Origin of the sequence: Mesorhizobium sp. CA4 (genome assembly GCF_020165075.1) — a bacterium.
Taxonomy (GTDB): domain Bacteria; phylum Pseudomonadota; class Alphaproteobacteria; order Rhizobiales; family Rhizobiaceae; genus Mesorhizobium.
The window spans coordinates 17,148-33,046 of the sequence record NZ_JAIUHK010000028.1 but is presented as its reverse complement, the minus strand read 5'-3'; the positions used below and the strand labels follow the sequence as shown (position 1 = coordinate 33,046).

Genomic DNA, 15,899 nt, shown 5'->3' with positions numbered 1-15,899 from the left:
CATGGGCAATACCGGCGTCATCGACCAATTCCTGGCCACCTTCACCCGTTATATCGACAGCGGCTTCGGCCTGCTCGGCGGCGAGGTCGCCTTCGTCGCCACCACGTTGATTGTTATCGACGTGACGCTTGCCGCGCTCTTCTGGAGCTGGGGCGCCGATGACGACATCCTCGCGCGGCTTGTCAAGAAGACGCTCTTCGTCGGTGTCTTCGCCTACCTGATTTCCAACTGGAACGGTCTCGCCCAAATCGTCTTCGAGAGTTTCTCCGGCCTTGGTCTCAAGGCGAGTGGAACCGGCTTTTCGGCACAGGATCTGCTGCACCCCGGCAAGGTGGCGCAAACCGGTCTCGACGCCGGACGACCATTGCTTGAGGCGATCTCCGGTTTGATGGGCTACATCTCCTTCTTTGAAAACTTCATCCAGATCGCTTGCCTGCTCTTTGCCTGGGCGCTCGTCCTGCTCGCCTTCTTCGTCCTGGCGGTGCAGCTCTTTGTGACGCTGATCGAGTTCAAGCTGGCGACGCTGGCAGGCTTCGTGCTGATCCCCTTCGGCCTCTTCGGCAAGACGGCCTTCATGGCCGAACGCGTGCTCGGCAACGTCATCTCGTCCGGCATCAAGGTTCTGGTGCTTGCCGTGGTCATCGGCATCGGATCCACGCTCTTTGGCGAATTCACCCAAGGCTTCGGCGGCGAGAACCCCACCATCGACCAGGCGATGGCTATCGTGCTGGCGGCGCTATCGCTGCTTGGCCTCGGCATCTTCGGTCCCGGCATCGCCAACGGGCTCGTCGCGGGTGGACCGCAGCTCGGCGCTGGTGCGGCCGTCGGGACTGGCCTGGCCGCGGGCGGCATCGCAGTTGCAGGTTACGGAGCAGCCAGCCTCGCGGCGCGAGGCGGGACATCCGCAGTCTCGCGAGCGATGTCAGCCGCGCGTGGCGGGACGTCACTCGCTGGCGGCGGCTCGGCCGCTTATAGGCTCGGCGCCGCCGGCCAGTCTGGCGTGGCAGGCGTCGCCTCCGGTTTGGGCGGCATTGCGCGCGCTGGCGCTTCGGCGGCAGCCTCTCCACTCAAGCGCGCCGCCGCAAACGCCGCTCAATCGCTTAAGTCAAACTTCGCCTCTGGCGCGGGTTCGGCCGCTGAAATCACCGGCGGTTCGTCGACCATGGGAACGATCGGCGGCGCCGCTGCTCCAACAGCTGCGGCTGCGTCCGGCGCGGGAAAACCATCCGGCGCTCGAGGACAGCCGGAATGGGCCAGGCGCCTGCATCGCTCCCAACGCCTCGCCCATGGCGTCCAGACCGCCGCTCATGCGGTGCGCGCCGGTGACAGCCATGGGGGCGGAGCTTCGATTTCTCTTTCTGAAGGCGAATGACCCATGAACATCTTCAGGCGCCCCGCCGTCCACTACGGCAAGAGCCCTCGACCGGAGACCCCTTACCAAAAAGCGGAGCAGATCTGGGATGAACGCATCGGCTCCGCACGCGTGCAGGCACGCAACTGGCGCGCCATGGCGTTCGGGTCGCTCATCCTGTCGGCGGGGCTCGCCACTTCACTGGTCTGGCAGTCGGGCCGCGGCACTGTCGTGCCCTGGGTCGTGCAGGTCGACAAGCTCGGCCAGGCTCAAGCGATCGGGCCCGCAACCGCCGACTATAAGCCGACCGATCCGCAGATCGCGTGGCATCTCGCCCGCTTTATCGAGCAGGTACGCTCCATCCCCGCTGACCCGATAATCCTGCGCCAGGACTGGCTGCGCGCCTATGATTGGACCACCGACCAGGGTGCCGCGGCGCTCAACGACTACGCTCGCGCTGCGGATCCTTTCTCCAAGATCGGCAAGCAGCAGGTCGCGGTGGACGTTTCCTCCGTCATCAGAGCCTCGCCGGGCTCCTTTCGTGTCGCCTGGATCGAACACCACTACGAAAACGGTCAGCTTTCAGGCACCGAGCGCTGGACCGCGATCCTGACGATCGTGACGCAGATGCCAAGCGACGCCGAACGTCTTCGCGCCAATCCCCTTGGCATTTACGTCAACGCCATCAACTGGTCGCGGGAGATGAGCCAATGAGCCCGAGATCGCGTCTTGTTGCCGGCACGACTTTCTCGAGATATCTGCTGTCGGCGCTGGTCTCGGGGACGACGCTGGTTGCGGGTTGCGCGACCCCTGCGAAGAAGCCGCCGAAGATCAGCTACGATACCTACGTTCCGCCCTTGCCGCCGGCTCCGGCCGCCGCGACCGACCAAAGGCCGAAACCTCTTCGCGTGCCGCCAGGCTGGGCGCCCGCGCGGGGCGGCGCCATCGGGCAAACGCCGGCAGCTCGTGTCGAGAACGCAAACGTCGCGGCGCGCGTGGAGCCCCGCCGTGAGGGCTACTACAACGCGATTCAGATCTACCCATGGAGTGAAGGAGCGCTCTATCAGGTCTATGCCTCACCTGGCCAGATAACGGACATCGCGCTTGAGCCGGGCGAGAGCCTGACCGGTGATGGTCCGATCGCGGCGGGTGACACCGCGCGCTGGATCATCGGCAACACCGAAAGCGGGTCCGGCATTGCCCGTCGCGTCCACGTCCTGGTGAAACCCTCGCGGGCAGACATCACAACGAACCTTATCATCGCCACGGACCGGCGCAGCTATATGCTTGAGCTACGCTCAGGCGCGAAGCCCTACATGCCCGCCGTTGCGTGGTCCTATCCGGCTCTGAAGGCGAGCCTCCTGCAGACGATCCCCACAACGCCGGTCATACCGGAGGTTAGGGCGCGAAACTATCGCTACGGCCTCACCGGCGACAGCCCGCCCTGGAAGCCGGTGAGCGCCTACGACGATGGCCGCAGGGTCTATATCGAGTTTCCGCGCGGCATCGTGCAAGGCGAGATGCCGCCGATTTTCGTCATCGGTCCGGACGGCGAGGCTGAAATCACCAACAGCCGCGTCTATCAGAACATTCTCATCGTCGACCGCCTTTTTGGTGCGGCCGAACTGCGTCTTGGCGCCGGCAAGCGGCAGCAGACGGTCAGGGTCGTGCGCGTCGATGGAAGAACCGATGGGTTGTGGCGCGGCCTAAGCGACAGCGACGCGTCGAAGCTGCCGAGCGCAGCGCACGAGGGAGCGCTGCAGCCATGAACGAAAAGAATATGGCCGTCGAACCCATGCGGCTTCGTGCCGCCCCCCCTCGTGTGACGCGTCTGTCGCGCAAGGTGCTCGCAGGCATCGGCTTCGTCGCCTCACTCGGTCTAGGCGGCGCGTTGATTTATGCTCTGCAGGACGCCAACACGTTCAAGCAAGGCGAGGAGCTCTACCCTACCTCCAATCGGCCGCCCGCCGACGGGTTGGCAAGACTGCCGCGCGATTATGCAGGCCCGATCCTTGGGCCGCCGCTGCCTGGCGATCTCGGCAGGCCGATCCTCGATGCTCAGAACAAGGGGCAGGCCGTCGAGCCGCCCTCAATCGCAAGCCCCGCGATTGACGAAGCCGAGCAGCGCCGGCGAGCCGAAGAGGAAGCGGCCAGAAACTCGCGCGTGTTCTTCCAGACAGCGCAAGGAGATCGCAGGATCGCCGAAGCGTCCGCTCCTGCTGTTAACGACGTTGCCGGTCAGTACGGTCAACCAAGTGCGCAGGATCGCCAGCTTTCCTTCCTGTCCGCCGCCGCTGACCGGCGGACCGTGGCCCCGGATCACATCACGCCTCCCGCGTCGCCCTATATGCTTCAAGCCGGTGCCGTCATCCCGGCCGCGCTCATTACGGGTATCCGGTCGGACCTTCCCGGGCAGATCAGCGCTCAGGTGACCGAAAATGTCTATGACAGTCCCACCGGCCGCTCGCTGCTCATCCCGCAAGGCACTCGAATTTTTGGGCAGTACGATAGCGGGATCGGCTCCGGGCAGCGCCGGGTGCTGCTTGTCTGGAACAGGCTGATCTTTCCCGACGGACGCTCCATCGTGCTGGAGCGGCAGCCTGGCGCGGACGCTCAGGGCTATGCCGGCCTGGAGGATGCCGTCGACTATCACTGGGGCGAGTTGTTCAAGGCTGCTGCCTTGTCGACCGTTTTAAGCGTTGGCGCGCAGGCCGGTTCTTCCGATCAAGGCAGCGATATCGCGCGTGCTTTGCGAAGCGGCGCTTCCGACAGCGTCAGCCAGGTAGGCCAACAGGTCGTTCAGCGGCAACTCGCTATCGCCCCGACGCTCACGATCCGGCCGGGGTTTCCCGTTCGCGTCCTCGTTACCCGCGACCTTACCCTTGAACCCTACGGAGGCTGATATGGCCAATTTGAGACTCGCAACGATTGCCGACGACAAGCCAGTCAAGATTACGGTGGAACTCCCGGCGCCCCTGCATCGCGATCTGGTGAAATACGCAGAGATCCTCGGGCGCGAGACCGGGCGGCCATCTGCCGATCCATCGCGCTTGATCGCTCCGATGCTTGAACGGTTCATCGCAACCGACCGCGGCTTTGCGAAAGCGAAGAAGGAGCAGGCCTGAACCGAGCTTTCCGACGGCCGCCAACCGGCGAGCGCCTTGAGCCGAGACGACGATAGGAGCTCTCCTGTCGATGGTTACGGCCCAACACGAGGCTCGAACGGCTCGTTCGCTCGCTGCTCGAGGCCTGGACCGATTGGATCCCTGCGCGTCGGGAATGCCGGCTGGTTCGACTGTGTGGGTGGAACCAGAGAAGTTGGAGGAGTGGCGCTATGTCTGGCGCCCGCAGCTGGTCAAGCTCTGCGATAAAGCCACGACATACATCAGCCGGATGGCTGACGGTTGCCGTCTCATCGACAGATGAGCTGCACGACGTGACGGCGCCTAACTGTTGAAGCGCCCGCCGCCGTCGCACGGCAGTCGATATCAAGCCCGGAAGGCGCCGAGCCGAGACATCGACTGCCTGAGAACCGAAAACGCGTTACGCCTGCAATTCAGCCAAACCAGAAATATATCTGAGGAGACAATTCCCATGAAAGCAATCGTTGTAACGGACCAGGCGGAGGGAACGGCCGGCATGACACTGGTGGAGCGGCCCGAACCACAGGCAGCGATAAACGACGTTGTCGTTCAGGTGCACGCGGCGGGCTTCGTCAACACCGAACTGGAGTGGCCTTCGACCTGGTCGGATCGGGGCTTTCGTGACCGGACACCATCGATCCTCGGCCATGAACTGGCGGGTGTGGTTACCGCGCGTGGCTACGGTACCACGGGGCTGTCGATCGGTCAGCGAGTGTTCGGCCTGTCGGACTGGCATCGCGACGGCACGCTCGCCGAGTACGTCGCAATGGAGGCACGCAACCTTGCGCCACTGCCCGGCGATGTCGACTTCACGGTGGGCGCAAGCCTGCCGATCTCGGGCTTGACTGCATGGCAGGGGCTGTTCCAGCACGGCCGCCTTCAGGCGGGGCAGAGCGTGCTTGCGCATGGCGCGGCCGGTGCCGTCGGTTCGATCGTGGCGCAGCTCGCACGGGAAGCCGGAGCCTATGTCATCGGCACCGGACGCGCCGCCGACCGCCAGAAGGCTCTCGACTTCGGTGCAAATGAATTCATCGACCTTGGGAACGACACTCTGGAGGACATCGGCGGCGTCGATCTGGTTTTCGACGTCATCGGCGGCGACATCCAGAAGCGGTCGGCAGCGTTGATCCGGGCCGGAGGAGCGCTTGTGACAGTCGTCGGACCGACGGATGTTCGACCCGCTGACGGCCTGGCGATCGACTTCGTCGTTGAGGCCGATCGCGCCCAGCTGTCCGAGATAGTCCAGCGGATACGAGATGGAAGATTGCGGACCAATATCGGCAAGGTAGCATCTCTCGACGATGCCGTCGCAGCTTTCAATTCGACCGAGCGGCGCGCGGGAAAGACGGTCATCCGCCTTCGTCCGTAATAGCTGGAAAGGGCGCCGAAACTGAGGCCGTCCTGCTCAACCCCGGATGGCAAGGAGAAATCCCTGAAGGCAGGGCCGAAAACCCCGTTTGCAAAGCGGCGCCGCAAACCCTTGAGCGCTTTGAGAGCGATTGCAACAGGTCGTCTTCGTTGGATCAGCCGCTCTCGAACTTTTGGATAACCTCGCGTGCGAGATCGTCCCTCTGATCTTTGTCTCTAAGGGCCAGACGGCGCTCTTTGCAGAGCCTATCAAAGACAGTTTGGAGAAGCGTCAGTTCGGACGGCGTGAAAATGCCGCTGTATCGCGTAAAAACCACGCAGCTTCCTCCCTCAGATGGGCGGAAGCGTGATCTACTCTCCCAAGCGTCCGTGTGCCCCGGCTGGGTGCGGACGACTTTTTCAATCTACACCCCAGGACGAAGCGTTGCGACCCGTTCCTAGTCGAAGAGGGAAGTTACAAAACGACGGCGCGCGGCAAGGGGTCCCGGCTCGGTCACCATCGAAGGCGAGCCCACCGCCGGGCCGGAAGGCACGGCGATCATCAACCTGCGGGCCGGCGTCGATGGCGGCGACACCATCGCACCGATCACCAACACGCTCGACCGAGGCAGCGGCTGCACCAACCAGATCTCGCTCGGCAACCCGCAAGGCTCGGCCGGGGCGGACAGTCGCTAGTTCGAGAGCAGTTTCACCATCGTCAGGCGCATGCGCGCCAGTCTTCGTGCCGAACTATGGAATGCCTCCCGCTCGGCTTCGAGCAGAAATTCAAGCGTCATCATGTCAAGCAGGAATTCATCCACGGCTTCAGCCAGTTCGTGCGACTTGCCTTTGATTTGAGCAAGCAGCGCGCGTGACTCCGCGACCAGGGTTGGCGCCGCCGTCCTCGATCAGCCCCTCAAGCTTACTGAAGCAGTCCAAATCTGAAGTCCCCCTGCGGCGACCCTCAATCGTCGACGAGCCGGAAAGTTCCCAAGCGAAACAAAAGTTCGATGACCGCATCTCGCGAGCAGGAATCGCTCGCCCGGGTGCTCGCGCATGAGGGCGGCTACAGCAATCATCCGACCGATCCGGGCGGCATCACCGTGAAGGGATGACCCAGCTGGTTTATGATGCCTATCGGAAGGGCGAGGGCCAAGCGAGGCCTGGGGGGCACTTCGAGCGACGAGCTCTTCGAAATCTACGAGCGCCAGTGTTGGGACGCTGTGGAGTGCGACCAACTGCCGGCCGGCGTCGACTATGTCGTTTTCGACGACGCGGTGAAATCCGGCCGCATCCGCACTGAGGACGTGTACGACTTCCGGCGTCAACAGTGTGCCAGCCCGTTGATCGAGCCTTCGGTAATAGCCTGGCGGCCGCGCAGGGTGAGACACTGGCCGACCAGAACAGGATTGACAGAACGATGGCGTCAGGCTGCACCATCGGTCTCACACGCCGCCCGAATGCGACGGTACACTAGGCAAGCGCGGCTCTGCCGGTGGGCTTTTTGTTGACAACTAACTTTGATGAAGCCCAGATTTGCGGGGTTTGAGGGATCGACCTATTTAGGGAGGGACTTCATGCCAATTATTGCGAGAGCCAGAGAAGCAGGCATCTTCAGTTCGTCAGAAGTCGCACTACTCGGTCGCGTGTTCGACAGATTGAAAGATGAACATCAGTCCCCCAAGCGACGCGAAGCTCTCGCTTCTCGCGTTCTGGCCAACTACCTGGCGGGGATCAGGGACGAGGCTGAACTGCTGTCCGTTTCAAAACTTCCGCTCGGGCGCTAGACAGTATCCTTACTCTGTGCGGGCGGTGAATTCCCCTCGTCGTTGCACACGAGCTACAGCCCGGTCAGAACTGCATTAGAAAAGCGTTGTGCGGGGTTTCTCGATCCGGCGGACCATCCGGGAAGCGGAGCACAATCCAATTTAGTTTGAGGGAAGAGGGCCCGTTGGCTTCGGTCGGCGGGCTTTTTTCACTTTCGCCTGATCGCACCCGAAACCTTTCCCGCTCACATCCAGATCGGCGCGATTCATGGAGTTTCCGTTGCGTCGCGCAGCAAGAGACGACGAGAAAGACCTGGCTGATCTATTCGTTTGGCGGCTGGTTGAGGAGACGGGGTTTCCAAAGACCAAGCCCGAGAGCTTATCGAGATGATCGGCACTGACTGGGCATCGCTCATGCGAGAAGCGCGCTTCCTGAAGCGAGCGAATTGATCCCTACGGAACATTCCCGTCGCGCCGATGTTGAGTAGCTGCGACGCGTCCCCTCCCGAGCATCCCACGACGTCGCGTCGGGGTTTGGCACTTTCCCGACATGAGCCCGCATCGTTCCCCCCGGTGCGGGCTCTTTCATTGCCGCCCGCGCAATTCCGTCGCGAGCGCCTCAAGGGCTTTCACGTCCTCTGCGTAGGATGCTACCTGTCCAGGATACCGCTCCATCTGCTGGCGATAGAAATTCAGCCACTTCGGCAGGTCCGCAATCGGGAACGTTCCTCGCCAGACGCCTTTCTCCAGCGTGAAGGAGCTGGCAGCCGAACTCGTAAGTCGCTATCGTCTTCATGCCTGCGTCATAGCAAGAGTTGGGAGAGTGTAAGACCCTCGGCAGCGGTCAAGCCCCCCTTCGCCAATGCTCGGCGGGGAACCATGCCGGGCGCTAGATGTTCCCCTTGTGACTTGGTTGGCGAGGTACAGACATGGCGGCGCCTTGCAGATTCCAGCTCATCAGATTGAATTCGATCTTCCCCAAGCCGACGACATTCGCATCAACGATCCGGCGCTAATCACGCGGGTGGCGGCGATGCAATCGAGCTCCAGTGACGTTCGGCTTTCCGCTCTCCGGACCGAAGGAGGGCCGGTATTTAACTGCCGCTCCGAAGGCCGCCGTTTCGCCGACAGCAAACGCTGCCTCATGCCAGCGCCGTTTTTCGAGTTCACGGGCACGAAATAGGCAAGTGGTCGCTCTTCAACCTCAGGCAAAGCAGCTATGATTAGGCGAGGGGAGACCTTGATGAAAAAGCAATTCACGCTCGTCCTCCCCGCCACGGGAGGGATGGCCGTCCCGCATGGCCCGTGCAGTGCCGGCTGCCGAAGCACGAAGTCCCCCTTCGCGGCAGCCGGCGCGCCCTCATGCAGCTTGCTCGGCAGTCAGTCCCAGCTTCTTGATAAGCCATGGCATTGTCAGGCCCTGGACGAAGATCGAGAATGCCACCGCGGCAAACGCCGTGACAATGATATCCCCACGCTCGGCTATGTCCTGTGGCAGCGCAAGGGACAGGGCAAGCGCGAGCGCGCCGCGCAGGCCGCCCCAAACGAGGACATGCTGGTACTTGAGATCCACCTTCAGCGAAGTCGGCTTGAGGAGCGCGCAGAGCGGGTAGATGGCCAGTATCCGGCCGAGCAGTACGAGTACGACGGCGACCGCCGAGCTACCCGCAAAGATCCCGAGCGGCTGGTGCGCCTCATGGCCGCCAATCAGGATGAACACGATCGAGTTGGCGAGGAAGGCGGCATAGCCCCAGAATGCCAGCACGTGGCTTCGCGCGTTGGCCGATATGGCGCCTTTCCAGCCCACATTGCCAACCAGAAGCCCGGAGGTGAGCGTTGCAAGAACGCCCGACATGCCGAATTTCTCGGCGATTAGAAATGACCCATAGGCCGCGATCGTCGTTAGCGTAATTTCCACCAGATGGTCCTCCGTCCGCCCCGCGATGAGAAGGAGCACCGCTGCGACGGCCGCACCGATCGCGATGCCGCCCGCGACAATCCAGACGAAGGAAGAGGCGATGGCCACGGGCGTGGCGCTTGCGCCTGATGCGATCGCAATCAGGATGGCAAAACCGACGGCCGCCGCGCCATCGTTGAGCAGGCTTTCGGATTCGACCAGAAGCCCAAGCCGCGGCTGCACCTTCATCGCCTTGAAGGCAGCCAACACCGAGACCGGATCCGTCGCCGCGATCAGCACGCCAAAGAGGCTTGCGCCAATCCAGCTCCATCCGAGCAGCCAATGCATCCCGAGTGCTACAACAGCAGCAGCGATCGCCACTCCCGGAAAGGCAAGCAAAGCAGTCACCGGCAGGTTGACGCGGAAATGGCGCCATTCGATTTCAAGCGCCGCCTGGAAAATCAGCGGCGGCAGAAATACCGTGAAGATCAGGTCCCGGCTGAGTGGCAGCTCGGTTCCACCCGGGACAAAGCCGAGCGCTATGCCGGCAGCTACCAGCCCGACGCTGTAGGGAAGGCGCAGCCGGCTCGAGATCATCGCGACAAGCGAGGCCGTCAGGAGTATGAGCCCGAGCGTTGGAATGGAGAGTTCGTCCATTCCGGATTATGGCTAGGTGGGAATGGATTCGGCAAGCAAAAGCCGTTGTCACCAACAAGCGCGGTCGTGGATGGGCGCCAGCTGTGGACACGAGAGCGTGGACAGGCCAGAAAGGTCTCGACCGATTTCGCCGTCGAGGACGGCTTAACCTGCCGTCTGATGACGCGACACCGACGTCGGCGAATGCAGCCGGGTACCGGTGCCTTCGCACGCACGGCGCCTCCAAGACGGCAAGTGCCGCCGTCGGCTTCCTGCCCGCCCGGCGGAGGTAGGGCGTTATGCGTGCGTGCAGCCAAACGCTCCCCTGGCCGCAGGAGACGGTCTATCGCAACGCCGTTGGTCTTCTTGGTGCGAGCGCAACGTCGAAGTAACCTGGCAGTTGCTGGCGCGCGTCGCGGATCGAAGCCGTCTTGTCCGGATCGGCCGGCAGAAGGACGACCACTCGTGCTTGGCGCCTCGGGAAGAGCGGTCTGCCGCCGACGAGGAAAATCAGGGCGACGCCACATATTAGCAACATAGCGGCGAACGTGTTTGCAATGATCTCGCCCAGCCGCATCCCGACCCGCCTCACTCTTGCTCCAGCCGGGGTTGTCGACGAGCCGGCTCCACGTTGATACCGTCGAGCAGCGGATTCTATTTCAGCTTGCTACACCGACGAGCGTCGGCTCGCGCTTCCAAATATTTTCGTTGTCGCCTGGAATAGTTTCCGGCCAGCCTTGGTAATTGGTGCAAGGAGGGGGAGCACAAGACCTGTCCAAGCCAATATCGGACACGGGAGCGGCGCAAGCATCTGAGGATACATGGCACCCAGATCTTGGAACCGGGAGGAGCACGCTCCCAGTCGGCCCAGCGGAAGCTGTCCCTGCCCGCTGGGCCGTCTACCTGTCAGCGAGATGCAAAGTGGAGATCCTGAAGTGACGCAAAAGAGTATATCTTTGGTGATATGAAGACCAGGTTGGACGTCATACCGCACCTCGAGGATCTTTGGCGTTACGGTCGCGTCCTCACCGGCAACGATTCTGACGCGGACGATTTGGTCCAGGAGGCGCTTGCCCGCGCACTGACGATGGCCGCCAGCTACGACACCTCACGTCCCTTGCTGCCCTGGCTCATCACCATCGTCCGCAACACGTTCCTCACGAATGCCAGCCGGGCCGTTGCCACCCGGCAGCGCATGGCGTCCATTGCAGATGTAGCGGAGTCGGCCTTGCCGCCCTCGCAGGAGCATTCGGCTGAACTCGCGAAGGTGCAAAGGGCGTTGACGCGAATGCCGGCCGAGCAAGCCGAGATATTGCATCTGGTCGCGGTGCTGGGTTTCACATATTCAGAGACCGCCAATCTTTTGGGTGTGCCGGCAGGGACCGTGATGTCGCGCCTCAGCCGCGCCCGAGCGGCGCTGAAGCACAACCTGGAAGACAAAGACGGCGGGTCTTCCCGTCTCAAGATCGTGGGAGGGCGCGATGCGGCCTACTGATGGGATTTCCGAAGAGGATATCGGTCGTCTTCTGGATGGTGAGCTTTCCGCGTCGCAGAGATCGGAGCTGCAAGCCCGCCTCGCACGTGAGCCGGAGCTGGCGGCGGAGGTCTTTGCTCATGCACAACGCATGGAGGCGTTGCGCGCCTCACAGCCACAGCGGCTGTTTCCGCCTGCCGCGAGCGTGGAGAAGGCGAAGCGCCTGGAGAGTGCGTTTCGCCGCGGAAAGATGTTTGCCCTACTGAGGCTCCAAGTCGCCGCCGTGTTGCTGGTTGCGATCGGCTGGGGCGCGAACTCTTTGACCGTGCCGCTCCGCCAAGGCGGCAAGACGGCTGATGAGACCTTCATTTTGGCCGCGCGAGACGCGTTGCGGGTCGCGCAACTGAATGCGGGCCCGGACAGAGGCGTCGAGCCGAAGCAGGACAAGATCGAACGACTGGTTGGCGCCGTCAACGTCAGCATGCCGACCCTGCCGTCGGTGTGGGTGGTGAGGGATGTTCAGGTGCAGCCGTGGAACGGGAAACAAAGCCTCGTCGTCACGGCCGATACGCCAAGCGTTGGTCGCATCACGCTGGTGGCAGCCCCGATGAATGGCGAGGACGCAGTGCCTCCCACCCCGGCGACGGACGGCCGCGTGCCAACGGTCTACTGGCAATCTGGAGGCACCGCCTATGCCTTGATGGGATCCGCTGCGCCGGACCGGCTTGAAGTGGAAGCAAAGCAGATTGAAGTCGCCACGCGCAGGAATGTTGCCCCGAAGACAAGAGGTTGATCGTCGCCTAACATTTGACCCGCGTTCCAGTCCTACCGATCGGCTGCCGCCGCTGCCTCAGTCTCGATGCGTCGCTCTCGACAAGATCCGAAAGAAGCTCGTGTGATGAACGTTTTGTCGTTCGAGAGAAGATATTATCCCTCAAAATGTCCGATCTGCGCTGGAGCCGGCTTGGAGGCAGATATCGCGCTGCGCAAGGTCGAGTTCCAATGCGCTTCTTGCGGCCCCTTTGAAATCACTTCGCCAGCGCGCACCGCAATGAAAGGGCTCTCCGAGGAGAACCGAAGGATGTGGCTGTCGCAGGCTCGGCAACAGAATTCGACAATCCCGGTCCTTGCCTGTGCAAACGAAACGCTGTCGCGGGGTGGATCGTGAATCCGCCCCGCGACAGTGCGGAAGTGCGCGCCCGCGTGGGCACTTTCCTTGTGGGGTGGTGCCGGGCCGTTCGAGATGTTGTTGTGTCCGATTGAACTACCGAAGGTATCTGGCTTGAGTGCAGCAAACGCGATCCGCAAGCTTGAAGACTACGAGGAAGTTGGGCTCATCGGGTATCCCTGCGATGGAGATTACATCGCGGTGGTTGGCGCCAAGGCCCGTGAAGACTGGCTGCTCGGAGGCGAGCTTTGCGGCTTGAACGGTGCTGTTATTGCCGAACAGGCAGCGGCGCTGCCACGCTATTATCCGCAAGGCTGCCGCCTCGTGCTCGCCACGATCAGGAAGGACTGGGTTGTCGCCATCCGGAGTTACGATGACACTCAGGCCAACGAGCGGCCGGAGTTGCCGTCATGACCACCGGATCAGACGCCCGAGATGCGCTCGCCCTTGATGCGCCTTCCGAGATCCGCGCCGCGGCAATGCTGCGAGAATCCGGGTCGATGTCGTTCGACGCCGGCGTCGAAGCGGCGTTGGTCGCAGCCGCCGCTGAAATGAGGGTCGCAAAATCGGAGATCGTCCGCCTTGCTGTTCGTGAATGGCTGGCGGGCGCCAGCGCGGAACCGGCTGCTGACCACGCCGGGACATTCCCGAGGATTGAGAGCTGATGCCGAGGTCTGAGGAGTCTCTGAACGGTCGGTCCGCGTTGAACTTGTATGAGCCGATCAATGTTCTCAAGCCGGTCGCACCGGACGTGTGGATCGTGGATGGACCGCGGATAGACTTTGACCTCGGCTTGATGAAATTTCCCTTCAGTACCCGCATGACGGTTATGCGGCTCCGCAATGGCGATCTGGCGCTCCACTCGCCGGTACCTCTGACCCCGGCGCTGCGATCCGCCGTCGATGTGCTCGGCCCGGTCCGTTTTCTGATTGCTCCGAACTCATTGCACTACCGGTGGGTGCCGGACTGGAAGGCCGCCATTCCCAGCGCCGAAGTTCTGGCCGTGCGCCGTTTGCAGAAGCGGGCGAAACGTCCGATAGCCGTGGACCGGCTTCTGGTCGGGCGGCACTCGCCATGGCCTGGCGAAGTCGACGTTTTGGTGGTTCGCGGCGCCGTGCTCACCGAAGCTGTTTTGTTCCACCGCGCCACGCGAACCCTGATCCTCACCGACCTGATCGAGAACTTCGAGCCAAAGCGGGTGCACAGCTGGTTCTTGAGACTGCTCGTAAGACTCGCAGGCGCCGCCGACCCGGACGGCAAGGCACCCATCGACATGCGGCTGAGCTTCTTCCGACGCCGCAGGGCGCTGCGCATGGCAGTGCAAGAGATGCTCGCCTGGCATCCGGAGCGTGTCATCATCTCGCATGGCCGATGGTATGACAAAGACGGCACTGCCGAGTTGAGGCGGGCGTTCCGCTGGGTGCTGTGAGGCTTTACGTCATTTGATTGGAAGTGAGACGCGGGCGCTGGCTGGTAGAAAATCACGCTGTTGTTGACTGCCGCGCCGACAGCCTTCGGCGCCATCGACGCCGTTCCTCGAAGCCCGGGTTGGTGCGGGCTTTCGATCGCTCGTGCGCAACTATATTGCCCCTGGCGGCTAAGGTTTGACTGCATCGTCAGCACCATCCAGCCTGCGCCTCCGGATCGCCTCGGCCACGAACACGCGATAGCGCGTGATAGAGCGGCTCGCGTGAGACGAGGCGAGCCGTGCCGTAGCCCAACATCGCCGCGCACATCAGGGCAATGACGTTGTCGTGGTTGCCGGTCATTTCGAGGATGATGACGAAAGCCGTCATTGGTGCCTGCACCACGCCGGCGAAATAGCCAGCCATGCCGAGCAGGGCCGCGATGCCCGTACCGGTGCCCAGGACCAGTCCGAGTGTGCTGCCGATCCCTGCTCCGACCGCAAGCGACGGCGCGAAGATGCCTCCCGGATACCGGACATCATCGACAGGACGCCGGCCGCGAATTTCTCCAGGAAGAAGAATGCAGGCAAAGGGGTTCCCTCGATAGCCACGCGGGCCTGCGTGTAGCCAGTGCCGAAGGTGAGTCCGCCCGATGCGATTCCTGTTACCGCCACAGCAAGCCCGCAAACACCTGCCACGACCAGTGTTCGCCAGAGAGGTTGCAGCGCGTTCCAGCGCCGGATCCGGCGTGTGGCCGTCAAAGCAAGCAGCGAAAACAGCGCGCCGAAGCCACCGCCGATGACACCACAGGCGATCACCAACGGCCAGTCGGCGGCGAATGCCACCGTGTCCTTGGCGATGCCAAAATAGCTGTAGTTGCCGACGAGGCCGAGTGAGGCAAGGCCGGCGAGTATCACCGCGGTAAGCACAAGTCCGTTGGTACGCGCCTCGTAGGTCCGCCCCATCTCCTCTATGGCAAACACGATGCCGGCAAGTGGTGTATTGAAGGCCGCGGCAATGCCTGCGGCCGATCCGGCCAGGATGAGGCCGCGTGCCTGTGCCATGCCACCCCAGCGCGCAGCTTGCAGCATCAGCGAGGCGCCAACCTGTACCGTCGGCCCCTCTCGTCCGATCGAGGCCCCGCAGAACAGACCTATCACCGTAAGCGCGATCTTGCCGGCTGCCAGCCGCAGCGACAGGATACGGCTGCGATCGTGTTCGTCGCGCAAGTGCCGGGCGGCGATCGCCTGCGGGATGCCACTGCCTTGCGAGCCCGGGAAGAATACATGCGCCAACCAGGCGCAGAGCACGAAGCCGAGCGGCGTCATCACCAACGGCAGGTAAGAGCGCCAGCCGGTGTCCCTGCCGACAAGAGCACGAAACAGCCCCTGTGCCTGATCTGCGAGTGCCGCGAACAGCACGCTGATCAATCCGATCGAGATGGCTCCAGCCCAGAAGACAAGCCGCGGTTGCCAGATGCGACGCGAGGTCCACTTTGCCCGCGAGCGCCGCAGCATGGGGTATTTTCGTGAGATGCCTGCCATGCCTGTCCTCGTGGGAAAACCTGCCCTAACACAGGCACGGCGCTGATCAAATCGGCCGAGCCGAACTAGCGGACCAAAGAAGGGAAACGAGGATCAAATACCCGTCTCAGCAGCTGGGCTCTTGGAGGCAGTCGTCCGCGTGAGTTACCCATGCCGGGCACCGACCA

General features: G+C 62.7%; 16 protein-coding genes and 2 pseudogenes. 14 read left to right on the top strand and 4 right to left on the bottom strand.

Annotated features, from left to right (window positions below):
• Window position 1: 1 nt before the first annotated feature.
• The 6 genes from trbL to LB528_RS21515 all read left to right on the top strand — a co-directional run bounded on the left by trbL (window position 2) and on the right by LB528_RS21515 (window position 5,863).
• Window positions 2–1,372 (top strand): P-type conjugative transfer protein TrbL, encoded by a 1,371-nt coding sequence (gene trbL, locus LB528_RS21540; RefSeq protein ID WP_224716230.1) that lies wholly within the window; start codon window positions 2–4, stop codon window positions 1,370–1,372.
• A 3-nt stretch (window positions 1,373–1,375) separates the two neighbouring features.
• Entirely contained in the window at window positions 1,376–2,065 is a 690-nt protein-coding gene (gene trbF / locus LB528_RS21535; RefSeq protein WP_224716229.1) for a conjugal transfer protein TrbF, read from the top strand.
• A complete protein-coding gene (gene trbG / locus LB528_RS21530) occupies window positions 2,062–3,120 on the top strand; it encodes a P-type conjugative transfer protein TrbG (protein ID WP_224716228.1) in 1,059 nt (352 codons plus the stop codon). The genes trbF and trbG overlap by 4 nt, the downstream gene beginning before the upstream one ends.
• Window positions 3,117–4,253 (top strand): TrbI/VirB10 family protein, encoded by a 1,137-nt coding sequence (locus tag LB528_RS21525; protein WP_224716227.1) that lies wholly within the window; start codon window positions 3,117–3,119, stop codon window positions 4,251–4,253. Before trbG ends, LB528_RS21525 begins: the two co-directional genes overlap by 4 nt.
• A 1-nt stretch (window position 4,254) precedes the next feature.
• Window positions 4,255–4,476: a DUF2274 domain-containing protein gene (locus LB528_RS21520; RefSeq protein WP_224716226.1), complete on the top strand. Its 222-nt coding sequence runs from the start codon at window positions 4,255–4,257 to the stop codon at window positions 4,474–4,476.
• A 469-nt stretch (window positions 4,477–4,945) separates the two neighbouring features.
• Window positions 4,946–5,863: an NADP-dependent oxidoreductase gene (locus LB528_RS21515; protein ID WP_224517444.1), complete on the top strand. Its 918-nt coding sequence runs from the start codon at window positions 4,946–4,948 to the stop codon at window positions 5,861–5,863.
• A gap of 670 nt (window positions 5,864–6,533) precedes the next feature.
• On the opposite strand, the gene LB528_RS30280 is transcribed toward LB528_RS21515, so the two are convergent.
• Window positions 6,534–6,662, bottom strand: coding sequence for a hypothetical protein (locus LB528_RS30280; protein ID WP_263487400.1), 129 nt, complete (start codon window positions 6,660–6,662; stop codon window positions 6,534–6,536).
• 189 nt (window positions 6,663–6,851) lie between these two features.
• Here LB528_RS30280 and LB528_RS21505 point away from each other — a divergent pair.
• The 3 genes and pseudogenes from LB528_RS21505 (at window position 6,852) to LB528_RS21495 (ending at window position 8,790) form a co-directional block, all read left to right on the top strand.
• Window positions 6,852–7,352 (top strand): annotated as a pseudogene (locus tag LB528_RS21505) (glycosyl hydrolase 108 family protein).
• A gap of 66 nt (window positions 7,353–7,418) precedes the next feature.
• Entirely contained in the window at window positions 7,419–7,628 is a 210-nt protein-coding gene (locus LB528_RS21500) for a hypothetical protein (RefSeq protein ID WP_224716224.1), read from the top strand.
• A 919-nt stretch (window positions 7,629–8,547) separates the two neighbouring features.
• Window positions 8,548–8,790 carry a hypothetical protein gene (locus LB528_RS21495; protein ID WP_224517435.1) on the top strand — a complete coding sequence of 81 codons (243 nt, stop codon included), beginning with the start codon at window positions 8,548–8,550 and terminating at the stop codon, window positions 8,788–8,790.
• 177 nt (window positions 8,791–8,967) lie between these two features.
• Here the strand turns inward: LB528_RS21495 and LB528_RS21490 are convergent, their stop codons facing one another.
• Both LB528_RS21490 and LB528_RS21485 read right to left on the bottom strand, forming a co-directional pair.
• Window positions 8,968–10,161, bottom strand: a complete 1,194-nt coding sequence (locus LB528_RS21490) for a cation:proton antiporter (protein WP_224517434.1) — start codon at window positions 10,159–10,161, stop codon at window positions 8,968–8,970.
• Between the two features lie 322 nt (window positions 10,162–10,483).
• Window positions 10,484–10,717, bottom strand: coding sequence for a polymerase (locus LB528_RS21485; protein WP_224517431.1), 234 nt, complete (start codon window positions 10,715–10,717; stop codon window positions 10,484–10,486).
• 399 nt (window positions 10,718–11,116) lie between these two features.
• Between LB528_RS21485 and LB528_RS21480 the strand changes: the two genes are divergently transcribed.
• From LB528_RS21480 to LB528_RS21460, 5 genes are all read left to right on the top strand, one after another.
• Window positions 11,117–11,635, top strand: a complete 519-nt coding sequence (locus LB528_RS21480) for a sigma-70 family RNA polymerase sigma factor (protein WP_224517429.1) — start codon at window positions 11,117–11,119, stop codon at window positions 11,633–11,635.
• Window positions 11,622–12,407 (top strand): anti-sigma factor family protein, encoded by a 786-nt coding sequence (locus LB528_RS21475; protein ID WP_224517427.1) that lies wholly within the window; start codon window positions 11,622–11,624, stop codon window positions 12,405–12,407. The genes LB528_RS21480 and LB528_RS21475 overlap by 14 nt, the downstream gene beginning before the upstream one ends.
• Window positions 12,408–12,896: 489 nt before the next feature.
• Window positions 12,897–13,196: a hypothetical protein gene (locus tag LB528_RS21470; RefSeq protein ID WP_224517425.1), complete on the top strand. Its 300-nt coding sequence runs from the start codon at window positions 12,897–12,899 to the stop codon at window positions 13,194–13,196.
• Window positions 13,193–13,447 (top strand): hypothetical protein, encoded by a 255-nt coding sequence (locus LB528_RS21465; protein WP_224517423.1) that lies wholly within the window; start codon window positions 13,193–13,195, stop codon window positions 13,445–13,447. The genes LB528_RS21470 and LB528_RS21465 overlap by 4 nt, the downstream gene beginning before the upstream one ends.
• A 44-nt stretch (window positions 13,448–13,491) precedes the next feature.
• On the top strand, window positions 13,492–14,211 hold the full coding sequence (locus tag LB528_RS21460) for a DUF4336 domain-containing protein (protein ID WP_224517420.1): 720 nt from the start codon (window positions 13,492–13,494) through the stop codon (window positions 14,209–14,211).
• A 168-nt stretch (window positions 14,212–14,379) separates the two neighbouring features.
• On the opposite strand, the pseudogene LB528_RS21455 reads toward LB528_RS21460, so the two are convergent.
• Window positions 14,380–15,732 (bottom strand): annotated as a pseudogene (locus LB528_RS21455) (chloride channel protein).
• Window positions 15,733–15,899: the final 167 nt, after the last annotated feature.

Excerpts from the sequence above, each read along its gene's own strand:
- trbL (WP_224716230.1), top strand. The coding sequence starts at position 2 with ATGGGCAATACCGGCGTCATCGACCAATTCCTGGCCACCTTCACCCGT.
- trbF (WP_224716229.1), top strand. The coding sequence starts at position 1,376 with ATGAACATCTTCAGGCGCCCCGCCGTCCACTACGGCAAGAGCCCTCGA.
- trbG (WP_224716228.1), top strand. The coding sequence starts at position 2,062 with ATGAGCCCGAGATCGCGTCTTGTTGCCGGCACGACTTTCTCGAGATAT.
- LB528_RS21525 (WP_224716227.1), top strand. The coding sequence starts at position 3,117 with ATGAACGAAAAGAATATGGCCGTCGAACCCATGCGGCTTCGTGCCGCC.
- LB528_RS21520 (WP_224716226.1), top strand. The coding sequence starts at position 4,255 with ATGGCCAATTTGAGACTCGCAACGATTGCCGACGACAAGCCAGTCAAG.
- LB528_RS21515 (WP_224517444.1), top strand. The coding sequence starts at position 4,946 with ATGAAAGCAATCGTTGTAACGGACCAGGCGGAGGGAACGGCCGGCATG.
- LB528_RS21500 (WP_224716224.1), top strand. The coding sequence starts at position 7,419 with ATGCCAATTATTGCGAGAGCCAGAGAAGCAGGCATCTTCAGTTCGTCA.
- LB528_RS21490 (WP_224517434.1), bottom strand. The coding sequence starts at position 10,161 with ATGGACGAACTCTCCATTCCAACGCTCGGGCTCATACTCCTGACGGCC.
- LB528_RS21485 (WP_224517431.1), bottom strand. The coding sequence starts at position 10,717 with ATGCGGCTGGGCGAGATCATTGCAAACACGTTCGCCGCTATGTTGCTA.
- LB528_RS21475 (WP_224517427.1), top strand. The coding sequence starts at position 11,622 with ATGCGGCCTACTGATGGGATTTCCGAAGAGGATATCGGTCGTCTTCTG.
- LB528_RS21465 (WP_224517423.1), top strand. The coding sequence starts at position 13,193 with ATGACCACCGGATCAGACGCCCGAGATGCGCTCGCCCTTGATGCGCCT.